Below are 16,191 nucleotides of genomic sequence, written 5' to 3'. Positions count from 1 at the left end.
CTCAGACACCACAATCTCGAGCCAACAACATCCGCCGCAACTCGACACAATCCGCCGCGTGCCAATCGGTCAATTGAGGCCACGGGTTATCCGGCAAATTCACCAGTACCGTGTGCGCTCCCGCCGCCCGGCCGCAATCCAGATCAAAGCGGTAATCACCGACCATCACCATCTCGCTAGCTGGCACCTGCCAGGCCGCAGCCAGCTTCAACAAGCCGCCCGGATGCGGTTTGGGCGGCGCTTCGTCACGGCCCAGCACATCCTCCACGGCAAAACAGTCGGCCAGGCCGATGGCTTCCAGCGTCACATGCGCCAGCTCCCGCGCGTTGCGCGTGAGAATTCCCAGTCGATAGCCGCGCCCCGCCAGCTCGCGCACCAGCTCCACGGCACCCGGCGCCGGCTTCGAACCCAATGCCAAATCCCGCTCATGCTCCAGCAACCAGGCGTGCTTGGCTGCCGCTTCGTCGGCGGGCAATGCCGCCAGGTGTGTGAGAATGTCGTCCGCAGCCGGGATCGCCAACGCCACGCGGATGGCCGCAAAATCGTGGACGGCCACCGTCAGGGTTCCGTCCATGTCGAACACCCAGTGGCGTACGTCGGTCAGGCTCATGCCCAATCCTTGCGGTGGCGGATCAAGCCTTCCTGCGTAACCGACGCCACCAGTTGCCCGGCACGGTTGAACACGCTGCCCCGGGAGAAACCGCGAGAATTGCCGGCCCAAGGGCTGTCCATCGCGTACAGCAGCCAGTCATCGGCACGCAGGTCCGCATGGAACCACAAGGCGTGATCGAGACTGGCGACCTGCATGTCCTTGTGCCACACGGACTTGCCATGGGGCAGCAGCGAAGTGGTCAGCAGACCAAAATCCGAAGCGTAGGCCAGCAGGTATTTGTGCAGCGCCGGGGTATCGGCCAATGCACCGTCGGCGCGGAACCACACGTACTTGACCGGATCGGCAGGTTTGGGGTTGTAGGGATCTTCTCCGGTCACCGGTCGGAATTCGATCGGCTTGGGACACAGGAATTTTTCACGCATGTGCTCGGGGATCAGGTGAGCACGCTGCTGGGTCAATTCCAGTTCCGAAGGCAGGTTTTCCGGGCCAACCACCACTGGCATTTCGCGCTGGTGCTCGAAGCCTTTCTCGTCGTACTGGAACGAGGCGCTGCACGTGAAAATAGGGTGGCCCTTCTGGATCGCCGTGACCCGACGCGTACTGAAACTGCCGCCGTCGCGCACCCGATCCACCTGATAGACCACTGGCAATCCGGCATCCCCCGGACGCAGGAAATAACCGTGCATCGAATGCACATGCCGTGCTTCTTCAACTGTCTGACTGGCGGCAGACAGGGACTGACCGAGCACCTGGCCACCGAACAGCTGGCGGAAGCCCAGGTCCTGGCTACGGCCACGGAACAGGTTTTCCTCGATCGGTTCCAGGGTCAGCAAGTCGACCAGATCTTCCAACACGTGGCTCATTCAGACTCTCCTCACACAACGCAATGCCGCGCAGTCTCGGCTGCAACGGCCCATTCAGGTTCTGGCCGGGGCCATCATGGGTGCCATTGTAAACGTCCGGGCCGGCTTAGCCATGCAAGGTTTGCAGCCATTGCTCACGGCTGATGCGGTACAACACATGGTGGCGCAGAGGATGGCCCGCCGCGAGTTTTGGGTGCTCGAAGTCATCTGCCGGATCATGCCGCATACCGATCGCCTGCATGACTTTTTCCGAGGGCGTGTTGGTCGCGCTGGTAAACGACACCACCTCGTCCAGCGCGAGACGGTCAAAACCGCAGCGCAGAGCGGTCCAGGCCGCTTCACTGGCGTACCCCAGGCCCCAGTGTTCACGGGCCAGGCGCCAGCCGATTTCGATGGCGGGAGTGAATGGCGCATCGAAACCCACCACGCCCAAACCGGTAAATCCGATGAATGCTCCGGTGTCCTTGCGCTCCAGCGCCCAAAGACCAAAACCGTGCTCGGCAAAATGCCCCCGCACCCGGCCAATCAGCGAAGCGCTTTCCAATCGACTCAGGGGAGCGGGAAAATAGCGCATCACTTGAGGATCGGCGCACATCGCCGCAAACGCCGGCAAATCCTCGTCACGCCACTGGCGCAGCAACAATCGCGCGCTCTCAAGTTCCAGTATTGGCTCCAATCGTGTTCTCCCCTTCCCATGTCACCAGTCTACAACGCTGGTAGGATCCTTCCTGCATTCCTGCCCGCCGTTCTGAAAATCCTGCTATGCCGATGCCGTTGATCTACCACGAAGACTACAGCCCCGAGTTCCCGGCGGAACACCGCTTCCCGATGGACAAGTTCCGCCTGCTGCGCGATCACCTGGTGGACAGCGGGTTGACCCGGGACGAAGACCTGCTGCGTCCGGAACTCTGTCCACCCGAGATTCTCGCCCTCGCACATGACGCTGCCTATATCGAACGCTACATGAGCGGCGAGTTGTCCCGAGAGGACCAGCGGCGCCTCGGCCTGCCCTGGACCGAAGCCCTGGCCAGGCGCACGGTGCGTGCGGTCGGCGGCTCGGTGCTGGCCGCTGAGCAGGCGCTGGAGCATGGCCTGGCCTGCCACTTGGCTGGCGGCACGCACCATGCGCATTACGACTACCCGGCGGGGTTTTGTATCTTCAATGACCTCGCTGTGATCAGCCATTACCTGCTGGAAAGCGGCCGAGTGAACCGGGTGCTGATCTTCGACTGTGATGTGCATCAAGGCGACGGAACCGCACGCATCCTGCACAACACCCCGGACGCGATCACCGTCTCCCTGCATTGCGAAAAAAACTTTCCTGCACGCAAGGCCGAAAGCGACTGGGACATCCCACTGCCCAAGGGAATGGGCGATGCTGACTACCTGAAAATTGTCGATGACACGCTTAATTATCTGCTGCCGTTGTATCAACCGGATCTGGTGCTGTACGACGCCGGTGTCGACGTGCACAAGGATGACGCGCTCGGTTACTTGAAGCTGACAGACGAAGGCGTGGCTGCACGGGATGAAAGCGTGATGCGTCATTGCCTGGGAAGGGATATCCCGGTGATGGGGGTTATCGGCGGTGGCTACAGTCAGGATCGCAAGGCGCTGGCGCGGCGTCACGGCATTCTCCACCACAGCGCACAGCGGGTTTGGACGTCATCAGGTTGTCACTGAGTTGTGGATGCGTTACCCACAATGGCTGTGGAGCTGCCTGTGGATAAGCTGAGAGAAAGGTCATCCAGACCCTATGAATCAAGGCCTCCACTGCAGCGATCATTTTTTGATCACCTCATGTAATCCACTGATTCCTGTGGGAGCGGGCTTGCCCGCGATGAGGCCATCCCATACAACATCTCCGCTGTGCGACAGGCCGCTATCGCGAGCAAGCTCGCTCCTACAGGGTTTATGTGCTGCTAGAATGCCCGGCTTATTCCGCCAGACCGCAGCACTGCCCATGACCCTCCCCCACACGCCCCTCTCCCAGGTCGCCATCATCGGCGGCGGTCCCGCTGGCCTCATGGCCGCAGAGGTGCTGAGCCAGGCTGGAATCAAGGTCGATCTGTACGACGGCATGCCTTCTGTGGGGCGAAAATTCCTGTTGGCCGGGGTCGGCGGCATGAACATCACCCATTCCGAAGCCTATCCGGCGTTTCTCTCGCGATACGCCGAGCGTGCACCGCAGATTGCCCCGCTGCTGCGCGCCTTTGGCGCCGAGGCGCTGTGCCAGTGGATTCACGACCTGGGTATCGAAACCTTTGTCGGCAGCTCCGGCAGGGTGTTTCCGACCGACATGAAAGCCGCCCCGCTGCTGCGCGCCTGGCTCAAACGCCTGCGCGACAGCGGCGTAGTTATCCACACCCGCCACCGTTGGCTCGGGTGGGACGAGCACGGGAGCTTGCTTATCCACAGCCCCAACGGCGAAACAACCGTCCAGGCTGACGCCACCCTGCTCGCTCTTGGCGGCGGGAGTTGGGCACGCCTGGGCTCGGATGGCGCCTGGATGCTGCAACTGGAGAAGCACGGCGTAGGACTGGCGCCCCTGCAGCCGAGCAACTGCGGGTTCGAAGTGCAGGCTTGGAGCGAGTTGATGGTCAGCAAATTCGCCGGCGCTCCACTGAAAAACATCGCCATTGGGCTGAACGACGACATTCCTCGGCTTGGCGAATGCGTGATCACGGCCACCGGCATCGAAGGCAGCCTGATCTACGCGCTGTCGGCACCGATCCGCGAAGCCATCAACCATCACGGGTCGGCAACCATTCACCTGGACCTGTTGCCGAATCGACCTGTGGATAAAGTCATCGCAGCCCTCAGCAAACCACGCGGCTCCCGCTCGATGTCCAAGCATCTGCACAGTCAACTGGGCATCGACGGCGTGAAAGCGGCGCTGCTTCGGGAACTGACTGGCGCCGAATGTTTTGCCGATCCAGCCTTGCTGGCCAGGGCGATCAAGGCGCTGCCGCTGACGCTGGTGAAAACCCGTCCGCTGGACGAAGCCATCAGCAGCGCCGGTGGCGTGCAATTCGAGTCGATGGATGAGCGATTGATGCTCAAGCAGTTGCCGGGCGTGTTCTGCGCCGGGGAAATGCTCGACTGGGAAGCGCCGACGGGGGGGTATCTGTTGACCGCCTGTTTCGCCAGTGGGCGTGCAGCAGGGTTGGGGATGGTGGAGTGGGTGAGGAGCAGCTGCAAGCTATAAGCTATAAGCTGCAAGCTGCAAGCTGCAAGCTGCAAGCGGAGCGCACTTGTCTTGCAGCTTGCAGCTTGTAGCTGCCGTCAAGGCTTCCTCTTACGCGGCCCCGTATTGAACACCGGCACTTTGCGCACAGGCTTGATCGAAGGTTCCACCGGTGCGGCGTCTCCGCTGTCCACCCACTTACCCAGATTGCGCTTGCCGCCACCACCGGAAACCTTCGGCTTCTTCGGTTTTTTCGGCTTTTTGATCACCTGGCCGCTCGCATCGGTGTCCGGCACCCGATGCTCTGGTTCGAACTCCGGTTCGTTCTGACGCTTCAAGGTCTGACGGGTCAACATCTCGATAGCCGACAGCAGATTCACTTCATCGGCGCACACCAGCGAAATCGCCTCGCCGGTCGAGCCCGCACGGCCGGTGCGGCCAATTCGATGGATGTAATCCTCGGCCACGATCGGCAGGTCAAAATTGACCACCAACGGCAGGTCTTCGATATCCAGCCCCCGGGCGGCGACGTCAGTGGCCACCAGGATCTGCACTTCGCTGGCCTTGAACCGGTCCAGTGCGCGCTGGCGGGTCGCCTGCGGCTTGTCGCCATGGATGCCGTCGGCGTTAACGCCAAGGCCCTGGAGTTTTTCCACCAATGCGTCCACACCATTGCGAGTCTTGGCAAACACCAGCACCTGCTTCCATTTGCCCTTGCGCATCAAATGCACAAACAGCTCCGGCTTGCGCTTTTTGTCTACCGTCACCACCCACTGCTTGACGGTGTTGGCCGCGACGTTGCGCGGGCTCACTTCAATGCTCAGCGGGTCATTGAGCATTTGCCCGGCGAGCAGGCGAATGGCATCGGAGAAGGTCGCGGAGAACAGCAGGGTCTGACGTTTTTTCGGCAGCGCCCTGTAAATGTTCGCCAGTTCCTCGGAAAAGCCCAGGTCGAGCATGCGGTCGGCTTCGTCCAGGACCAGGGTTTGCAGCTGGTTGAATTTCAGCGCGTTCTGGCGGAACAGATCGAGCAAACGGCCCGGGGTCGCGACCAGGAGGTCGACGCCGCCGCGCAGTTTCATCATTTGCGGGTTGATGCTGACACCGCCGTACACCGCATAGGTGCGCAACGGCAGGTTCTCGGCGTACTGGCGCACGGCTTCGTGAACCTGTTCTGCCAGTTCACGGGTCGGCACCAGGATCAGCGCACGGACCGAGTTCGCGGTGACTTTCGGACCTTCCATGGCCAGCAATTGCAGGAGCGGCAAGGCGAAACCGGCGGTCTTGCCGGTGCCGGTCTGGGCCGCGGCCATCAGGTCACGACCGGCCAGCACCGCCGGAATGGCTTGCGCCTGGACCGGCGTCGGAGTCTGGTAGCCAAGCGTCTCGAGAGAGCGCAACAAGGGTTCGATCAGGCCAAGGTTGGCGAAAGTCATGGGATTACCGTAGGAAAATTCAGCGCGCGAGTGTGCAATGCCGCGCAGTTTACCCTAATTCACACTCGATTCTGTCTGCGCCACCGCAGCCGGTCGCTGCGGAGCCCGGCGCCACTGCGGCAAACCGATCAATACCACGGCGCTGATGATCACCAGCATGGCCAACGCCTCCTCGATGCCGATGCTTTCGCCGGCGAATACGATCCCCAGCAACACCGCCACCGCCGGGTTGACGTAGGCATAACTGGTGGCCGCTGCCGGACGCACATTTTTCAGCAGGTACATGTAGGCGTTGAAGGCGATGATCGAGCCGAAGACGGTGAGGTAGGCCAGTGCCGCCCACCCTTCGATCGGCGGCATGGCAGGCAGGTGCTCACCGCTCACAGCGCTGCCGATCAGCAGTACCAGGCCGCCCACCAGCATTTCCACGGCACTGGCCATCGCCCCTTGAGGCAGCGGCAGGTGCTTGCTCCAGACCGAACCGAAGGCCCAGGTGGCCGCCGCAAAGATCAGCAACATCGCGCCCAGCGGGCTCGATTGCAGGTTGGAACCCAGGTTCAACATCGCGATGCCGATCAGGCCAAGCACAATTCCGGCCCATTCCAGACGAGTGTTACGGGCGCCCCAGAAATATCCGCACAGCAAAGTGAACAGCGGCACCGTGGCCACCGCCAATGCGGCAACGCCTGACGCGACGCCGGTATGCTCGGCCACGCTCACCGCGCCGTTACCGCAACTGAGCAGCAACACCCCGATGATCCCTGCCGCTTTCCACTGCGCCCAGGTGGGCGCCGGCACCCCGCGCCAGCGCAAGTAGCCATACATCAAAGTCCCGGCAATCACGAAACGAATCCCGGCAAGCAGCAGCGGTGGCCAATATTCAATACCGATGCGGATCACCAGGTAAGTCGAGCCCCAAATCACGTACAGCGCGAAAAAGGCGGCGATCAATGGTAGGGGGAAGCGACGCGGGGCAGACATGGGAGTAGCTCGCAGGCAAGACAGGTGAATGGCTATTCTAGAAAGGCCAACGAGTAAAAATAAGTTACAAAACCTGTTTATAGCGCCGGTACACTTTTCAAATCACGGAGATCAACGCTATAAACCGTGCTTTCGAAAGTCAGTCACTTTCTGGAGTTCCACCATGGACAAATACGACCGCATGCTGCTCGGCGCCCTGCTGGAAAACGGTCGTGCGTCCTACGCCGACCTCGCGCGCAAGGTGAACCTGTCCGCCCCCGCCGTCGCCGAGCGTGTGGCCAAACTCGAGGCCTGCGGGGTCATCACCGGCTATCAGGCGAAAGTCGACATGGCCAAGCTCGGGCTGCCGATCCAGTGCGTCATCGAACTGCGCCTGAACCAGCACGGCAATCAAAAAGCCTACGACGACCTGATCAAAATCCCACAACTGACCGAATGCCACCGGGTCACCGGCGATCCGTGCGTGATCATGCAGGCAGCGGTGGGTTCGATGCCGGAACTGGAGGAGTTGATCAACAGGATCGCCAAGTTCGGGTTCAGCAAGACGTCAATCGTGCTGTCCAGCGCCATCGAGAAGCGTGTGCCGTTGGGGCATATCGAAGGCAACGGCAAAGCCTGAAGCGACACAGTAACGGTGGGAGCCGTGTTGCGGTCAGAAACCCCGGTGCCGCTTCAGATGCTCATTGATCTTCGCCGCCGGCACTTTCTGCAATTTGCACAGCAAATCGTGGGACAGTTCGCGCAGCCCATGCTTGCCCCGCAACTCATCCGCCAGGTGCGCAGTGAGGTTCGCCGCCATCTCGGCGTCGGCCATCGCCCGGTGGGCCTTGCCGGTGTGGGGCAGGTTGGCGTAGGCGTTGAGGGTCCCGAGCTTGTGGTTGGGCGCCGCGGGCATCAGGCGGCGGGCCAGCAGCAGCGAGCAGGCAAAGTTCTGCAACCGGGTGCGTTTGATCCGCCCCAGTTCAAAGTCCCAGAACTTCTGGTCGAACGCGGCGTTGTGCGCCAGCAGCGGTGTGATGCCAACAAACTCGTTGACCTCGTTCATCACCTGTTCCGCCGACGGTGCGCTGCGCAGCATGGCATTGCTGATTCCGGTGAGTTGTTCGATGAAGGCCGGGACGCGCACGCCGGCATTCATCAGGCTTTGGTAACGCTCGACGATACGCCCCCGTTCAAGGATAACCACGGCAATTTCCGTGGCCCGGCAACTGCTGCTCGGGGAGATACCCGTGGTTTCAAAGTCGATGACTGCGATGCGTTCCAACCTGTTTCAGCTCCGTATTGATCAATTCTTGAGCAGCAAGGCGCCTTCGATGGGCACGTAGCGGGTGGCGGCGCGAATCAGCGAGTTGGCCGTCAGGCCCGGTACGCCATAAGCCACCGCCTGCACCCCGTGCTTGCTGATGATGCGCTCGAGCAGCATGTCGAAATCACCGTCACCGGAAGCCAGCACCACTTCGTCAACGTGATCGGACGCGTCCATGATGTCCAGCGTGATGCCCACGTCCCAGTCGCCCTTGGCCGAGCCGTCGCTGCGCTGGATGTAGGGTTTGAGCTTCACGGTGAAACCGAGATTGCGCAGGATCTGCTGGAATTGCTGCTGCTTGCTGTCGCCCCGGTCGATCGCATAGGCATAGGCCTCGACGATCTCACCCTGTTTGCTGACATCAGCCCACAGCGCGGCGTAGTTGAAGTGGCAACCATAGGCCTGACGCACGGTGTAATAGAGGTTTTGAACGTCGGCGAACACCGCAATTTTTTTCACCGGTTGTCCTCAAGGCTGAACCAGCCACCTGGCACTAAAAGTTGCCCAGTATGCCAGCCTGAAGGAATGTTCCGCGAATAATCAGCCTGGAGCGCCGCAGCGCTCCAGACGAATGGCGTGTCAGACGTAGGAATCGTCGTCGCCAAAAGAATCGTCACCGCTGTAATCAGCGTCGGAATAACCACCCTGATCGTAGGCATTGTCAGCCACACGCTGATCATCGCCCCAACCCCCGCTGTCGCGCTGGTCGTTGACCTGAGCGGGCTCCTCGCGGATCACTTCGACCACGTCCGGCTGCTGGTTGTGGTGGAAAAGGCTGCTGATGCCCTGCGCCAGCATTACACCACCCGCGACACCGGCGGCCGTTTTAAGCGCGCCACCGAGAAAACCACTGCCCGCGGGCGCTTGCGGCGCGTAGTTGGAGGGCGGAGCTGCGTAGGCCTGTTGAGGCGGTGGCGGGTTGAACGACGAACGCCCTGGCTCACGCCAGCCGCCGCTGGAGGGCGGAGCACTGGGTGCCGGTGCTTCCCGGGAGCTGCCCCCAAAGATACTCGACAGGAAGCCTCCCCCACTCGACGGCGTAGCAGGTGCCTGCGCCTTGGCCGATTGCAGCTCAGCTTGCAATTGCCGGACTTGTTCCTCGAGTTGCTTGTTCTGCCCGTCGAGGCTTTTGATCGCCGCTTCCTGCACCAGGATCGCCTGGGTCATGAAATAACCCGCCGTCGGTTGGCGAGTCAGGTGCTCCTTGATCCGCGCCTCGGCCTGAGCATCGCGCGGGGCTGCGTCCGCTTCGGCTTGTTGCAGCCGGGAAAACAGTCCATCGATCAGGGTTTGTTCTTCGCTGTTCATGGCGACCTCTTAGATTGCCTGGGAAATCAGTGCCCTTCTCCTGAGAGGATACGGTGCCTGACCTTAATGGAGGCTGAAACAACTTGATTCAATATCCTTTACCGAACGTTTACGTATGCGCCCCCAAGCGCTCGCATCGGTTAAAGTGGGCCACTGCTTCCCACCTGCGATACCGACTGATGAATCCGTTCGACGTACTGCGCGACTCTTTGTATTTCTTCAAACGCAATCTGAAACAGATCGTGCAGCTGTGCCTGCCACTGGTGATTTTCGAGGCACTGCTGCAACAGGTGGTTGATCGCTCCACCGAGCCAGACAGCTTCCCGGGCATCAGCGTGATCGTTGGCTTGCTGGTGTATCCGCTGTACACCGCCGCACTGATCCTGTTTCTCGATGCTCGCAGCCGTGGTGAATCACCGCGCAACCGCGATTTGCTGGCGATGTCGGCGAGCCTGTGGCCGCGCTTTGCCCTGCTGACGGCGCTCAATACCCTGCTGATTCTGCTCGGCTTGTCCCTGTATTTCCTGCCGGGTATCTGGCTGATGGTGGCACTCGCCTTTGGCGAGTATTTGCTGGTCCTGCGTGGAATGGCGCCTCTGGCGGCGATGAAAGCCAGCCTGCGGCTGACGCGCGGCCATTTCCTGCGCATCCTGGTGTGCATTCTGTGTGTGATGGGGCCGTTGTGGGTACTCAAGGGCGTGACCCTGCAGGTGTATCCGGAGCCGCAAAACCCGGTGATTTCCCTGCTGATCGACAGCGCTCACAGCTTTTTGCAGTTATTTACCAGTGTGGTGTTGTTTCGCCTGTTCATGTTGATCAGCGATGTTCCCGAGAAAGTCGACCGTCCGCTGTAAGCACTCGACGGATGGGCAGGCCGTTTTCCCTCGGTTATGCTCGGGCCTTCTTTTGTAACGCTATAAGCGAGCCATGACCCGTCTACTGCGCTACACCCTGCTGGTCCTGCTGGTTGCCAGCGGCCTGATCGCCCTGCTGATCTACAGCCTGACCTGGCGCCCCGAGGCCAGGGAAATACTGCCGGTCAGTTGCAACGCCAAGGCGCCGACACTGGTGCCCGGCCAAGCGTTGAAAGTCATGACCTGGAACGTCCAGTACCTGGCTGGCAAGCGCTATGTCTTCTGGAATGACCTGGCGGCCGGCCCCGACGAACGCCCGACGGACGCCGACATGGCCTTCAGCCTCGATGAGGTGGCACGTGTGGTGCGTGACGAGCAGCCCGACATCGTGCTGTTGCAGGAACTCGACGATGGCGCCAAGGCCAGCGATTACCAGAACCAGCTCAAACTGCTCCAGGAGCGGGTCGCCGACCTGTACCCATGCAGCACCCATGCCTTCGATTGGAAAGCTGATTTCGTACCGTTGCCACCCATCTTCGGCAGTGTCGGCCGGCAACTGGCCACACTCAGCCGCTACCAGATCGAGCATGCCGAACGCCTGCAATTGCCGGTAGCTCCCGCCAATTTCATCAGCCGCCAGTTCAATCCGAGGAATGCCCTTCAAGTGAATTACCTGCCGCAGAGCGACGGCAGCCAACTGGCGGTACTCAACACTCATCTGGATCGCACCCGGCAGCCTGACGACACGCTGCAAAAACAGGTGGCTTCAGTGGCCAAGGTCCTCGACAAGCTCGAAAGCCGTGGCACACCGTGGTTGATTGGCGGCGACTTCAACCTGCTGCCGCTGGGGCAGTATCGACGCCTGCCCAGCGAACAACGCACGCCCTACTCCGCCGACAGCGCCTTGCACTTGCTGTGGGACAAGTACCCGATGATCCCGACCAACAACGAAGCCGGCGGGATCGACCGGGCGCGATGGCTGACGCATTACCCCAATGACCCGGGGTTGAGCGGCCCGGACCGCACCGTTGACTACCTGTTCTACAGCCCGCGGATCAAACGAGTCGCGGCGACGGTGCGGCAGGACGATACCCTGCGCATATCCGATCACCTACCGGTGATCGGGCGGTTTCTGTTGCCAGCGGCACCGTAGTGGAACTCCACAAAGGCCCTGTGGGAGCGGGCTTGCCCGCGATGGCGGCAGTAGTTTCAACATTGATGTGACTGAACCACCGCTATCGCGGGCAAGCCCGCTCCCACAAGGGAAGGCCTGTGGATCTGGAAATCAATGCACCTCCTCCAGGTCATCATGCAGCAGGCCGAAAATGTTGCGTTTCATCTCGATGAATGAGCGCTCCATGACCATGTCCAGGGTTCGCGGACGCTCGATCGGCACGTCGAGGATCTGCTTGATCCGCCCCGGGCGCGCGCCCATCACATAGACGCGGTCACCCAGCAAAATGGCCTCGTCGATGTCATGGGTGACAAACAGCACGGTCTTTTTGCTGTTGCCCCAGACCCGCAACAACAGCTGCTGCATTTGCAGGCGTGTCTGGCTGTCGAGAGCGCCGAAGGGCTCGTCCATCAACAGAATCTGCGGGTCGTTGGCCAACGCCCGGGCAATCGCCACCCGTTGCATCATCCCGCCGGAAAGTTGCTTGGCATAGTTGTCGGCGAAGCCGGTGAGGCCAACTTCATTGACGTAGTAATCGACGATTTCCTTGCGCCGGGCCGCCGGCATGCCCCGCCGCTTGAGGCCAAACTCGACGTTCTGACGCACAGTCAGCCACGGGAACAGCGTGTAGCTCTGGAACACCATGCCACGGTCCGCACCGGGGCCGTGCACTTGCTGGCCACCGACGTAGATCTCGCCTTCGGTAGGCTCGTTCAGGCCGGCGGTGAGATACAGCAGACTCGATTTCCCACACCCCGAAGGTCCCACCAGCACGGCGAACTGCTGGTCCGGGACCTCGAACGACACTTGATCCAACGCGGTGAACACGCCACCGCCGGGTTTCTGGTATCGCAGGCTGACCTTGTCCACCTGCAAGCGCGGCGCGCCGTGCGAGGGCGTCGCCATCGGCGTGACGAGTCGTGGGTTGACGGCGGTTACTGAGCCCATGCGGTAATCCTCAGGCGAAGGAAGCGGAACAGTTGATCGGTGACCAGGCCCAACAGGCCGATGATCGCGATGGCGAGGAAAATTACGTCCACCTGGAAACCGCGCATGGCTTTGAGGCTCAGGTAACCCAGGCCACTGGAAGCCGCCACCAGCTCGGCGACCACCAGGTAGGTCCAGGCCCAGCCCATGGTCACGCGCAGGGTATCGAGCACGCCCGGCAACGACGCAGGGGCGATCACGTGCAACACCGCATCACGACGGTTGGAGCCCAGGGTGTAAGAAGCGTTGATCAGGTCTTTGGAGATGCCCTTCGACACGTCCGCAATCATCACCAGTTGCTGGAAGAACACCCCGAAGATGATCACCGACACCCGCTGTTCCAGGCCGATGCCGATCCACAGAATGAAGAGCGGCACGAACGAGGTGACTGGCAGGTAGCGGATGAAATTCACCAGCGGCTCGAGGAACGCCTGGACGATGCGGAAACTGCCCATCAGCAAGCCCACCGGCACCGCCACCAGCGACGAGATGATGAAACCGACCATGACCACTTCGACGCTCGCCCATACATGCTGGCCGAGCGTGCCATCGCGGCCCAGGCGGAAGGCGGCCTCGACCACCGCGCCGGGGGTCGGCAGGAACATGCCGGGCACCACGCCACCATACGACAAGCCGGCCCACAGCCCCACCAACAGCACCCAGGCCAACCCGCTCGCGCTCCAGACCACCGACACCGGCAGACCGGTCTTGGGCGTAATACAGCGGCTCAACCACGATTTGCGCTTGAACATGGGAACCTCCTACAGCGGACTGACGAAGCGGTTGTCGACCAGATCGTCATTGCTGACGTTGTAGGGTTTGCCCTGCAACTCACTCGCGGTCTCATTGGCCAGTTTGATCAGGGGTGCGCTGTCGCCCGGTTTGCCCGGTGAGCCGAGGAGTTTTTCACTCATGGCTTGATCGTAGAAACGCACGCCCTGGGCGGCGGCTTCCAGCTCCTTCGGATCGGCGAGGTAACCACCGACACCCTTGGCCATGATTTTGTAGGCTTCCTGCGGATGGTCCTTGGTGTATTGCACCGCCTTGTAAAGCCCAGCCACCAGCGCCTTGACGTCTTCGGGCTGCTTCTCGATCACCGTGCAGTTGAGCGCAACGACGTCAACGATCACCCCCGGCGTACTGCTGCTGTCGATCAGCACCTTGCCCTGCTGCTTGTCACGCACCATCGACAGGTGCGGCTCCCAGGTCACGGCGGCCGGCACGCGACCGGCGATGAATGCGGTGGCGGCGTCGTCAGCGGTCATGTTCTGCACGGTGATGTCACTCATGCTCATGCCCTGTTTCTTCAGCAGGTACGACAGCCAGAACTGCGAGGTCGACCCCTCGTTCACCGCCACGGACTTGCCCTTGAGCTCTTGCAGGCTCTTGACGTCCTTGCCTACGAGCACGCCGTCGCCGCCATGGCTGTCGTCCAGTGCGGCCACGGCCTTGAAGCAGAACTGCGGACGGTACTTGAGCACTTCATCGATGGTCGACGCCGAGCCGGACAATTCACCGGACGCTTGCGCGGCCATGTACATCGACGCCTCTTCCACCACAGGCAATTCGACGGTCAGGCCGGCTTCCTTGAAATAGCCCAGATCCCGGGCCAGGTAGAGCGTGCCGTAGCCAACCCAAGTGGTATGACCGATGGACAGGGTGCCGGCCTGGGCGCCGCTCGCGACCGTGGCAGCAAGGGCGGTGACCGCCAGTGGACGGGCAACGCCGGTAAGCAAGGACTTGATCATGGAGCACTCCCAAAGCTGTTGATTTAGTTTTGTCATGGGCAGTACGACCAGCAGCGTCGGGTTGCGCTGTCGCCTGGGGTCTCTGCTGGACTTGAGGGCGTACAGCATTCGGCTGGCTGGCGAGGTCGATGTTGGACCAAGGGCGGGCGCAGGAAAATTAGGAAATATGTCGGTGGGAGTGATGAAAAAACTGGGTAGTGTGCGCGGGAATGGGGCGGGGTGATTGGGGATGCACAGGGTGGGGGCAAAAAGCTGGAAAATGTGCTGAATCGACTACTTTATCGCGAGCAAGCCCGCTCCCACATTGGAACTGTGGGAGCGGGCTTGCTCGCGATAAGGTCCGCAGGACCTTCCTGCTATCTCAGAGCCGACCATACTCCTGCGCGGTGCGATCCACCGCCTTAAGCGTCTTGTCGACCAGCTCGTCGATCTCCTCGCGGCTGGCGATCAGGGCCGGCGCCATGATCATCCGTCCCAGTGTCGAGCGAATGATCACCCCCTCCTCGAACCCGATGGTGCGGCAGCGCCAGGCAATGTCATTCTCGTTGGCGAAGCGCTTGCGGCTGGCTTTGTCTTCGGCCAGTTGCAACGCTGCAACCAGGCCCGTGCCCTGGATATCGCCCACCAGCGGGTGGTTGCCGAACACCTCGCGCAGGCACTGTTGCAGGTAGGGGCCGATGTCGTCCTTGACCCGCGTCACCACGCCTTCGTCGCGCAATGCCTTGAGATTGGCAATGGCCACCGCCGCCGCAACCGGGTGCCCGGAATAGGTCAAGCCGTGAGCGAATACGCCGCCCCGCTCCACCAGTACCTCGGCCATTTTCTTCGACAGGATCAGGCCGCCCATGGGGATGTAGCCGGAGGTCAGGCCCTTGGCGATCGACAGGGTGTCCGGCTCGAACCCGAAGTATTCGTGGGCGAACCATTCGCCGGTACGACCAAAACCACCGATCACTTCATCGGCACAGAGCAGCACGTCGTACTTGCGGCAGATCCGCTGGATTTCCGGCCAGTAGCTTTCTGGCGGGAAGATCATCCCGCCCGCACCCTGGAACGGTTCGGCGATGAAGCCGGCCACCTTGTCCGCGCCCAGTTCCAGGATCTTCGCTTCCAGTTGCTGCGCCGCCCGCAGACCGAACTCGGCGGGCGTGAGGTTGCCTTCGTGAGCGAAGAAGTAAGGTTCATCGATGTGATCGATGTCCGGCAACATGCCACCCATTTCGTGCATGAACTTCATGCCACCAAGCGCCGTCGCGGCCAGGGTGGAGCCGTGGTAACCGTTCCAGCGCCCGATCATGATTTTCTTCTCGGGCTTGCCGAGGATTGTCCAGTAGCGGCGCACGGTGCGGATCAGCACCTCGTTGGCCTCGGAGCCGGAGTTGGTGTAGATCGCGTGGCTGTAGTGCCCCGGCAGCAGGCTGAACAAAAGCTCGGAGAGCTCGATCACCTGCGGGTGGGTGGTGTGGAAAAACATGTTGTAGTACGGCAACTGCTCAAGCTGCCGGGCGGCCGCTGCCGCCAAGTCCTGGCGACCGTAGCCAAGGTTGGTGCACCACAGCCCGGACATGCCATCGAGGTAACGTCGACCATCGTTGTCCCACAGGTGCAGGCGTTCGCCTCGGACCATTACGCGGGGTCCCTCGTCGTTGAGGGCCTTCTGGTCGACGAAGGCGTGGATGTGATGCGCGGCATCGGCAGCCTGGTAATCGCGGGTTTCACGTGGGGTGGTCATCG

The 16,191-nt window shown here is 61.4% G+C and carries 17 protein-coding genes; 5 read left to right on the top strand and 12 right to left on the bottom strand.

Annotation, left to right across the window (positions count from 1 at the left end):
- Window position 1: 1 nt before the first annotated feature.
- The 3 genes from AB4O36_RS00325 to AB4O36_RS00315 form a co-directional block, all read right to left on the bottom strand.
- Window positions 2–610, bottom strand: coding sequence for an HAD family hydrolase (locus tag AB4O36_RS00325; protein ID WP_460120650.1), 609 nt, complete (start codon window positions 608–610; stop codon window positions 2–4).
- On the bottom strand, window positions 607–1,476 hold the full coding sequence (gene tesB, locus AB4O36_RS00320; protein WP_460120648.1) for an acyl-CoA thioesterase II: 870 nt from the start codon (window positions 1,474–1,476) through the stop codon (window positions 607–609). The genes AB4O36_RS00325 and tesB overlap by 4 nt, the downstream gene beginning before the upstream one ends.
- Before the next feature lie 106 nt (window positions 1,477–1,582).
- Complete coding sequence (locus tag AB4O36_RS00315) at window positions 1,583–2,152, bottom strand: GNAT family N-acetyltransferase (RefSeq protein ID WP_460120646.1); 570 nt, start codon at window positions 2,150–2,152, stop codon at window positions 1,583–1,585.
- Between the two features lie 86 nt (window positions 2,153–2,238).
- On the opposite strand from AB4O36_RS00315, the gene AB4O36_RS00310 reads away from it, so the two are divergent.
- Together AB4O36_RS00310 and AB4O36_RS00305 are read left to right on the top strand one after the other, a co-directional pair.
- Window positions 2,239–3,159, top strand: a complete 921-nt coding sequence (locus AB4O36_RS00310; protein ID WP_460140868.1) for a histone deacetylase family protein — start codon at window positions 2,239–2,241, stop codon at window positions 3,157–3,159.
- A 280-nt stretch (window positions 3,160–3,439) separates the two neighbouring features.
- Window positions 3,440–4,684 (top strand): TIGR03862 family flavoprotein, encoded by a 1,245-nt coding sequence (locus AB4O36_RS00305; RefSeq protein WP_460126887.1) that lies wholly within the window; start codon window positions 3,440–3,442, stop codon window positions 4,682–4,684.
- Window positions 4,685–4,761: 77 nt separating this feature from the next.
- Here AB4O36_RS00305 and AB4O36_RS00300 read toward each other — a convergent pair whose 3' ends face one another.
- Together AB4O36_RS00300 and yedA are read right to left on the bottom strand one after the other, a co-directional pair.
- Entirely contained in the window at window positions 4,762–6,099 is a 1,338-nt protein-coding gene (locus AB4O36_RS00300; RefSeq protein WP_460120642.1) for a DEAD/DEAH box helicase, read from the bottom strand.
- Window positions 6,100–6,153: 54 nt separating this feature from the next.
- Window positions 6,154–7,080 (bottom strand): drug/metabolite exporter YedA, encoded by a 927-nt coding sequence (gene yedA / locus AB4O36_RS00295; protein ID WP_460120641.1) that lies wholly within the window; start codon window positions 7,078–7,080, stop codon window positions 6,154–6,156.
- 163 nt (window positions 7,081–7,243) lie between these two features.
- Here yedA and AB4O36_RS00290 point away from each other — a divergent pair, with 163 nt between their 5' ends.
- Window positions 7,244–7,699: an Lrp/AsnC family transcriptional regulator gene (locus AB4O36_RS00290; protein ID WP_460120639.1), complete on the top strand. Its 456-nt coding sequence runs from the start codon at window positions 7,244–7,246 to the stop codon at window positions 7,697–7,699.
- Window positions 7,700–7,732: 33 nt separating this feature from the next.
- Here AB4O36_RS00290 and AB4O36_RS00285 read toward each other — a convergent pair whose 3' ends face one another.
- The 3 genes from AB4O36_RS00285 to AB4O36_RS00275 form a co-directional block, all read right to left on the bottom strand.
- Window positions 7,733–8,344, bottom strand: coding sequence for a 3'-5' exonuclease (locus AB4O36_RS00285; RefSeq protein ID WP_460120637.1), 612 nt, complete (start codon window positions 8,342–8,344; stop codon window positions 7,733–7,735).
- A gap of 21 nt (window positions 8,345–8,365) precedes the next feature.
- Complete coding sequence (locus AB4O36_RS00280; protein WP_460140867.1) at window positions 8,366–8,845, bottom strand: LabA-like NYN domain-containing protein; 480 nt, start codon at window positions 8,843–8,845, stop codon at window positions 8,366–8,368.
- A 120-nt stretch (window positions 8,846–8,965) separates the two neighbouring features.
- Entirely contained in the window at window positions 8,966–9,694 is a 729-nt protein-coding gene (locus tag AB4O36_RS00275; RefSeq protein ID WP_460140866.1) for a DUF2076 domain-containing protein, read from the bottom strand.
- Between the two features lie 179 nt (window positions 9,695–9,873).
- On the opposite strand from AB4O36_RS00275, the gene AB4O36_RS00270 reads away from it, so the two are divergent.
- Window positions 9,874–10,548, top strand: coding sequence for a YciC family protein (locus AB4O36_RS00270; RefSeq protein WP_460120632.1), 675 nt, complete (start codon window positions 9,874–9,876; stop codon window positions 10,546–10,548).
- Between the two features lie 73 nt (window positions 10,549–10,621).
- Window positions 10,622–11,701 carry an endonuclease/exonuclease/phosphatase family protein gene (locus AB4O36_RS00265; RefSeq protein WP_460140865.1) on the top strand — a complete coding sequence of 360 codons (1,080 nt, stop codon included), beginning with the start codon at window positions 10,622–10,624 and terminating at the stop codon, window positions 11,699–11,701.
- 132 nt (window positions 11,702–11,833) lie between these two features.
- Here AB4O36_RS00265 and AB4O36_RS00260 read toward each other — a convergent pair whose 3' ends face one another.
- From AB4O36_RS00260 to AB4O36_RS00245, 4 genes are all read right to left on the bottom strand, one after another.
- Window positions 11,834–12,670, bottom strand: a complete 837-nt coding sequence (locus AB4O36_RS00260) for an ABC transporter ATP-binding protein (protein ID WP_460120628.1) — start codon at window positions 12,668–12,670, stop codon at window positions 11,834–11,836.
- The gene (locus AB4O36_RS00255) at window positions 12,658–13,461 is read right to left on the bottom strand and encodes an ABC transporter permease (RefSeq protein WP_460140864.1); all 804 of its coding nucleotides are present in this window, start codon (window positions 13,459–13,461) and stop codon (window positions 12,658–12,660) included. The genes AB4O36_RS00260 and AB4O36_RS00255 overlap by 13 nt, the downstream gene beginning before the upstream one ends.
- Window positions 13,462–13,470: 9 nt before the next feature.
- A complete protein-coding gene (locus tag AB4O36_RS00250; protein ID WP_460120624.1) occupies window positions 13,471–14,457 on the bottom strand; it encodes an ABC transporter substrate-binding protein in 987 nt (328 codons plus the stop codon).
- Window positions 14,458–14,818: 361 nt separating this feature from the next.
- Window positions 14,819–16,189, bottom strand: coding sequence for an aspartate aminotransferase family protein (locus tag AB4O36_RS00245; protein WP_460140863.1), 1,371 nt, complete (start codon window positions 16,187–16,189; stop codon window positions 14,819–14,821).
- Between the last annotated feature and the right edge of the window lie 2 nt (window positions 16,190–16,191).

It is taken from the genome of Pseudomonas sp. S2_E01, assembly GCF_054668365.1.
Note: the sequence above shows the minus strand (reverse complement) of the source record. Positions and strands in the feature narration are given on the sequence as shown.

Bases quoted from the DNA above. Each gene is read 5' to 3' on its own strand.
- AB4O36_RS00245 (WP_460140863.1), bottom strand. From the start codon at position 16,189: ATGACCACCCCACGTGAAACCCGCGATTACCAGGCTGCCGATGCCGCG.
- yedA (WP_460120641.1), bottom strand. From the start codon at position 7,080: ATGTCTGCCCCGCGTCGCTTCCCCCTACCATTGATCGCCGCCTTTTTC.
- AB4O36_RS00270 (WP_460120632.1), top strand. From the start codon at position 9,874: ATGAATCCGTTCGACGTACTGCGCGACTCTTTGTATTTCTTCAAACGC.
- AB4O36_RS00305 (WP_460126887.1), top strand. From the start codon at position 3,440: ATGACCCTCCCCCACACGCCCCTCTCCCAGGTCGCCATCATCGGCGGC.
- AB4O36_RS00310 (WP_460140868.1), top strand. From the start codon at position 2,239: ATGCCGATGCCGTTGATCTACCACGAAGACTACAGCCCCGAGTTCCCG.
- AB4O36_RS00275 (WP_460140866.1), bottom strand. From the start codon at position 9,694: ATGAACAGCGAAGAACAAACCCTGATCGATGGACTGTTTTCCCGGCTG.
- AB4O36_RS00325 (WP_460120650.1), bottom strand. From the start codon at position 610: ATGAGCCTGACCGACGTACGCCACTGGGTGTTCGACATGGACGGAACC.
- AB4O36_RS00255 (WP_460140864.1), bottom strand. From the start codon at position 13,461: ATGTTCAAGCGCAAATCGTGGTTGAGCCGCTGTATTACGCCCAAGACC.
- tesB (WP_460120648.1), bottom strand. From the start codon at position 1,476: ATGAGCCACGTGTTGGAAGATCTGGTCGACTTGCTGACCCTGGAACCG.
- AB4O36_RS00265 (WP_460140865.1), top strand. From the start codon at position 10,622: ATGACCCGTCTACTGCGCTACACCCTGCTGGTCCTGCTGGTTGCCAGC.
- AB4O36_RS00290 (WP_460120639.1), top strand. From the start codon at position 7,244: ATGGACAAATACGACCGCATGCTGCTCGGCGCCCTGCTGGAAAACGGT.
- AB4O36_RS00300 (WP_460120642.1), bottom strand. From the start codon at position 6,099: ATGACTTTCGCCAACCTTGGCCTGATCGAACCCTTGTTGCGCTCTCTC.
- AB4O36_RS00260 (WP_460120628.1), bottom strand. From the start codon at position 12,670: ATGGGCTCAGTAACCGCCGTCAACCCACGACTCGTCACGCCGATGGCG.
- AB4O36_RS00250 (WP_460120624.1), bottom strand. From the start codon at position 14,457: ATGATCAAGTCCTTGCTTACCGGCGTTGCCCGTCCACTGGCGGTCACC.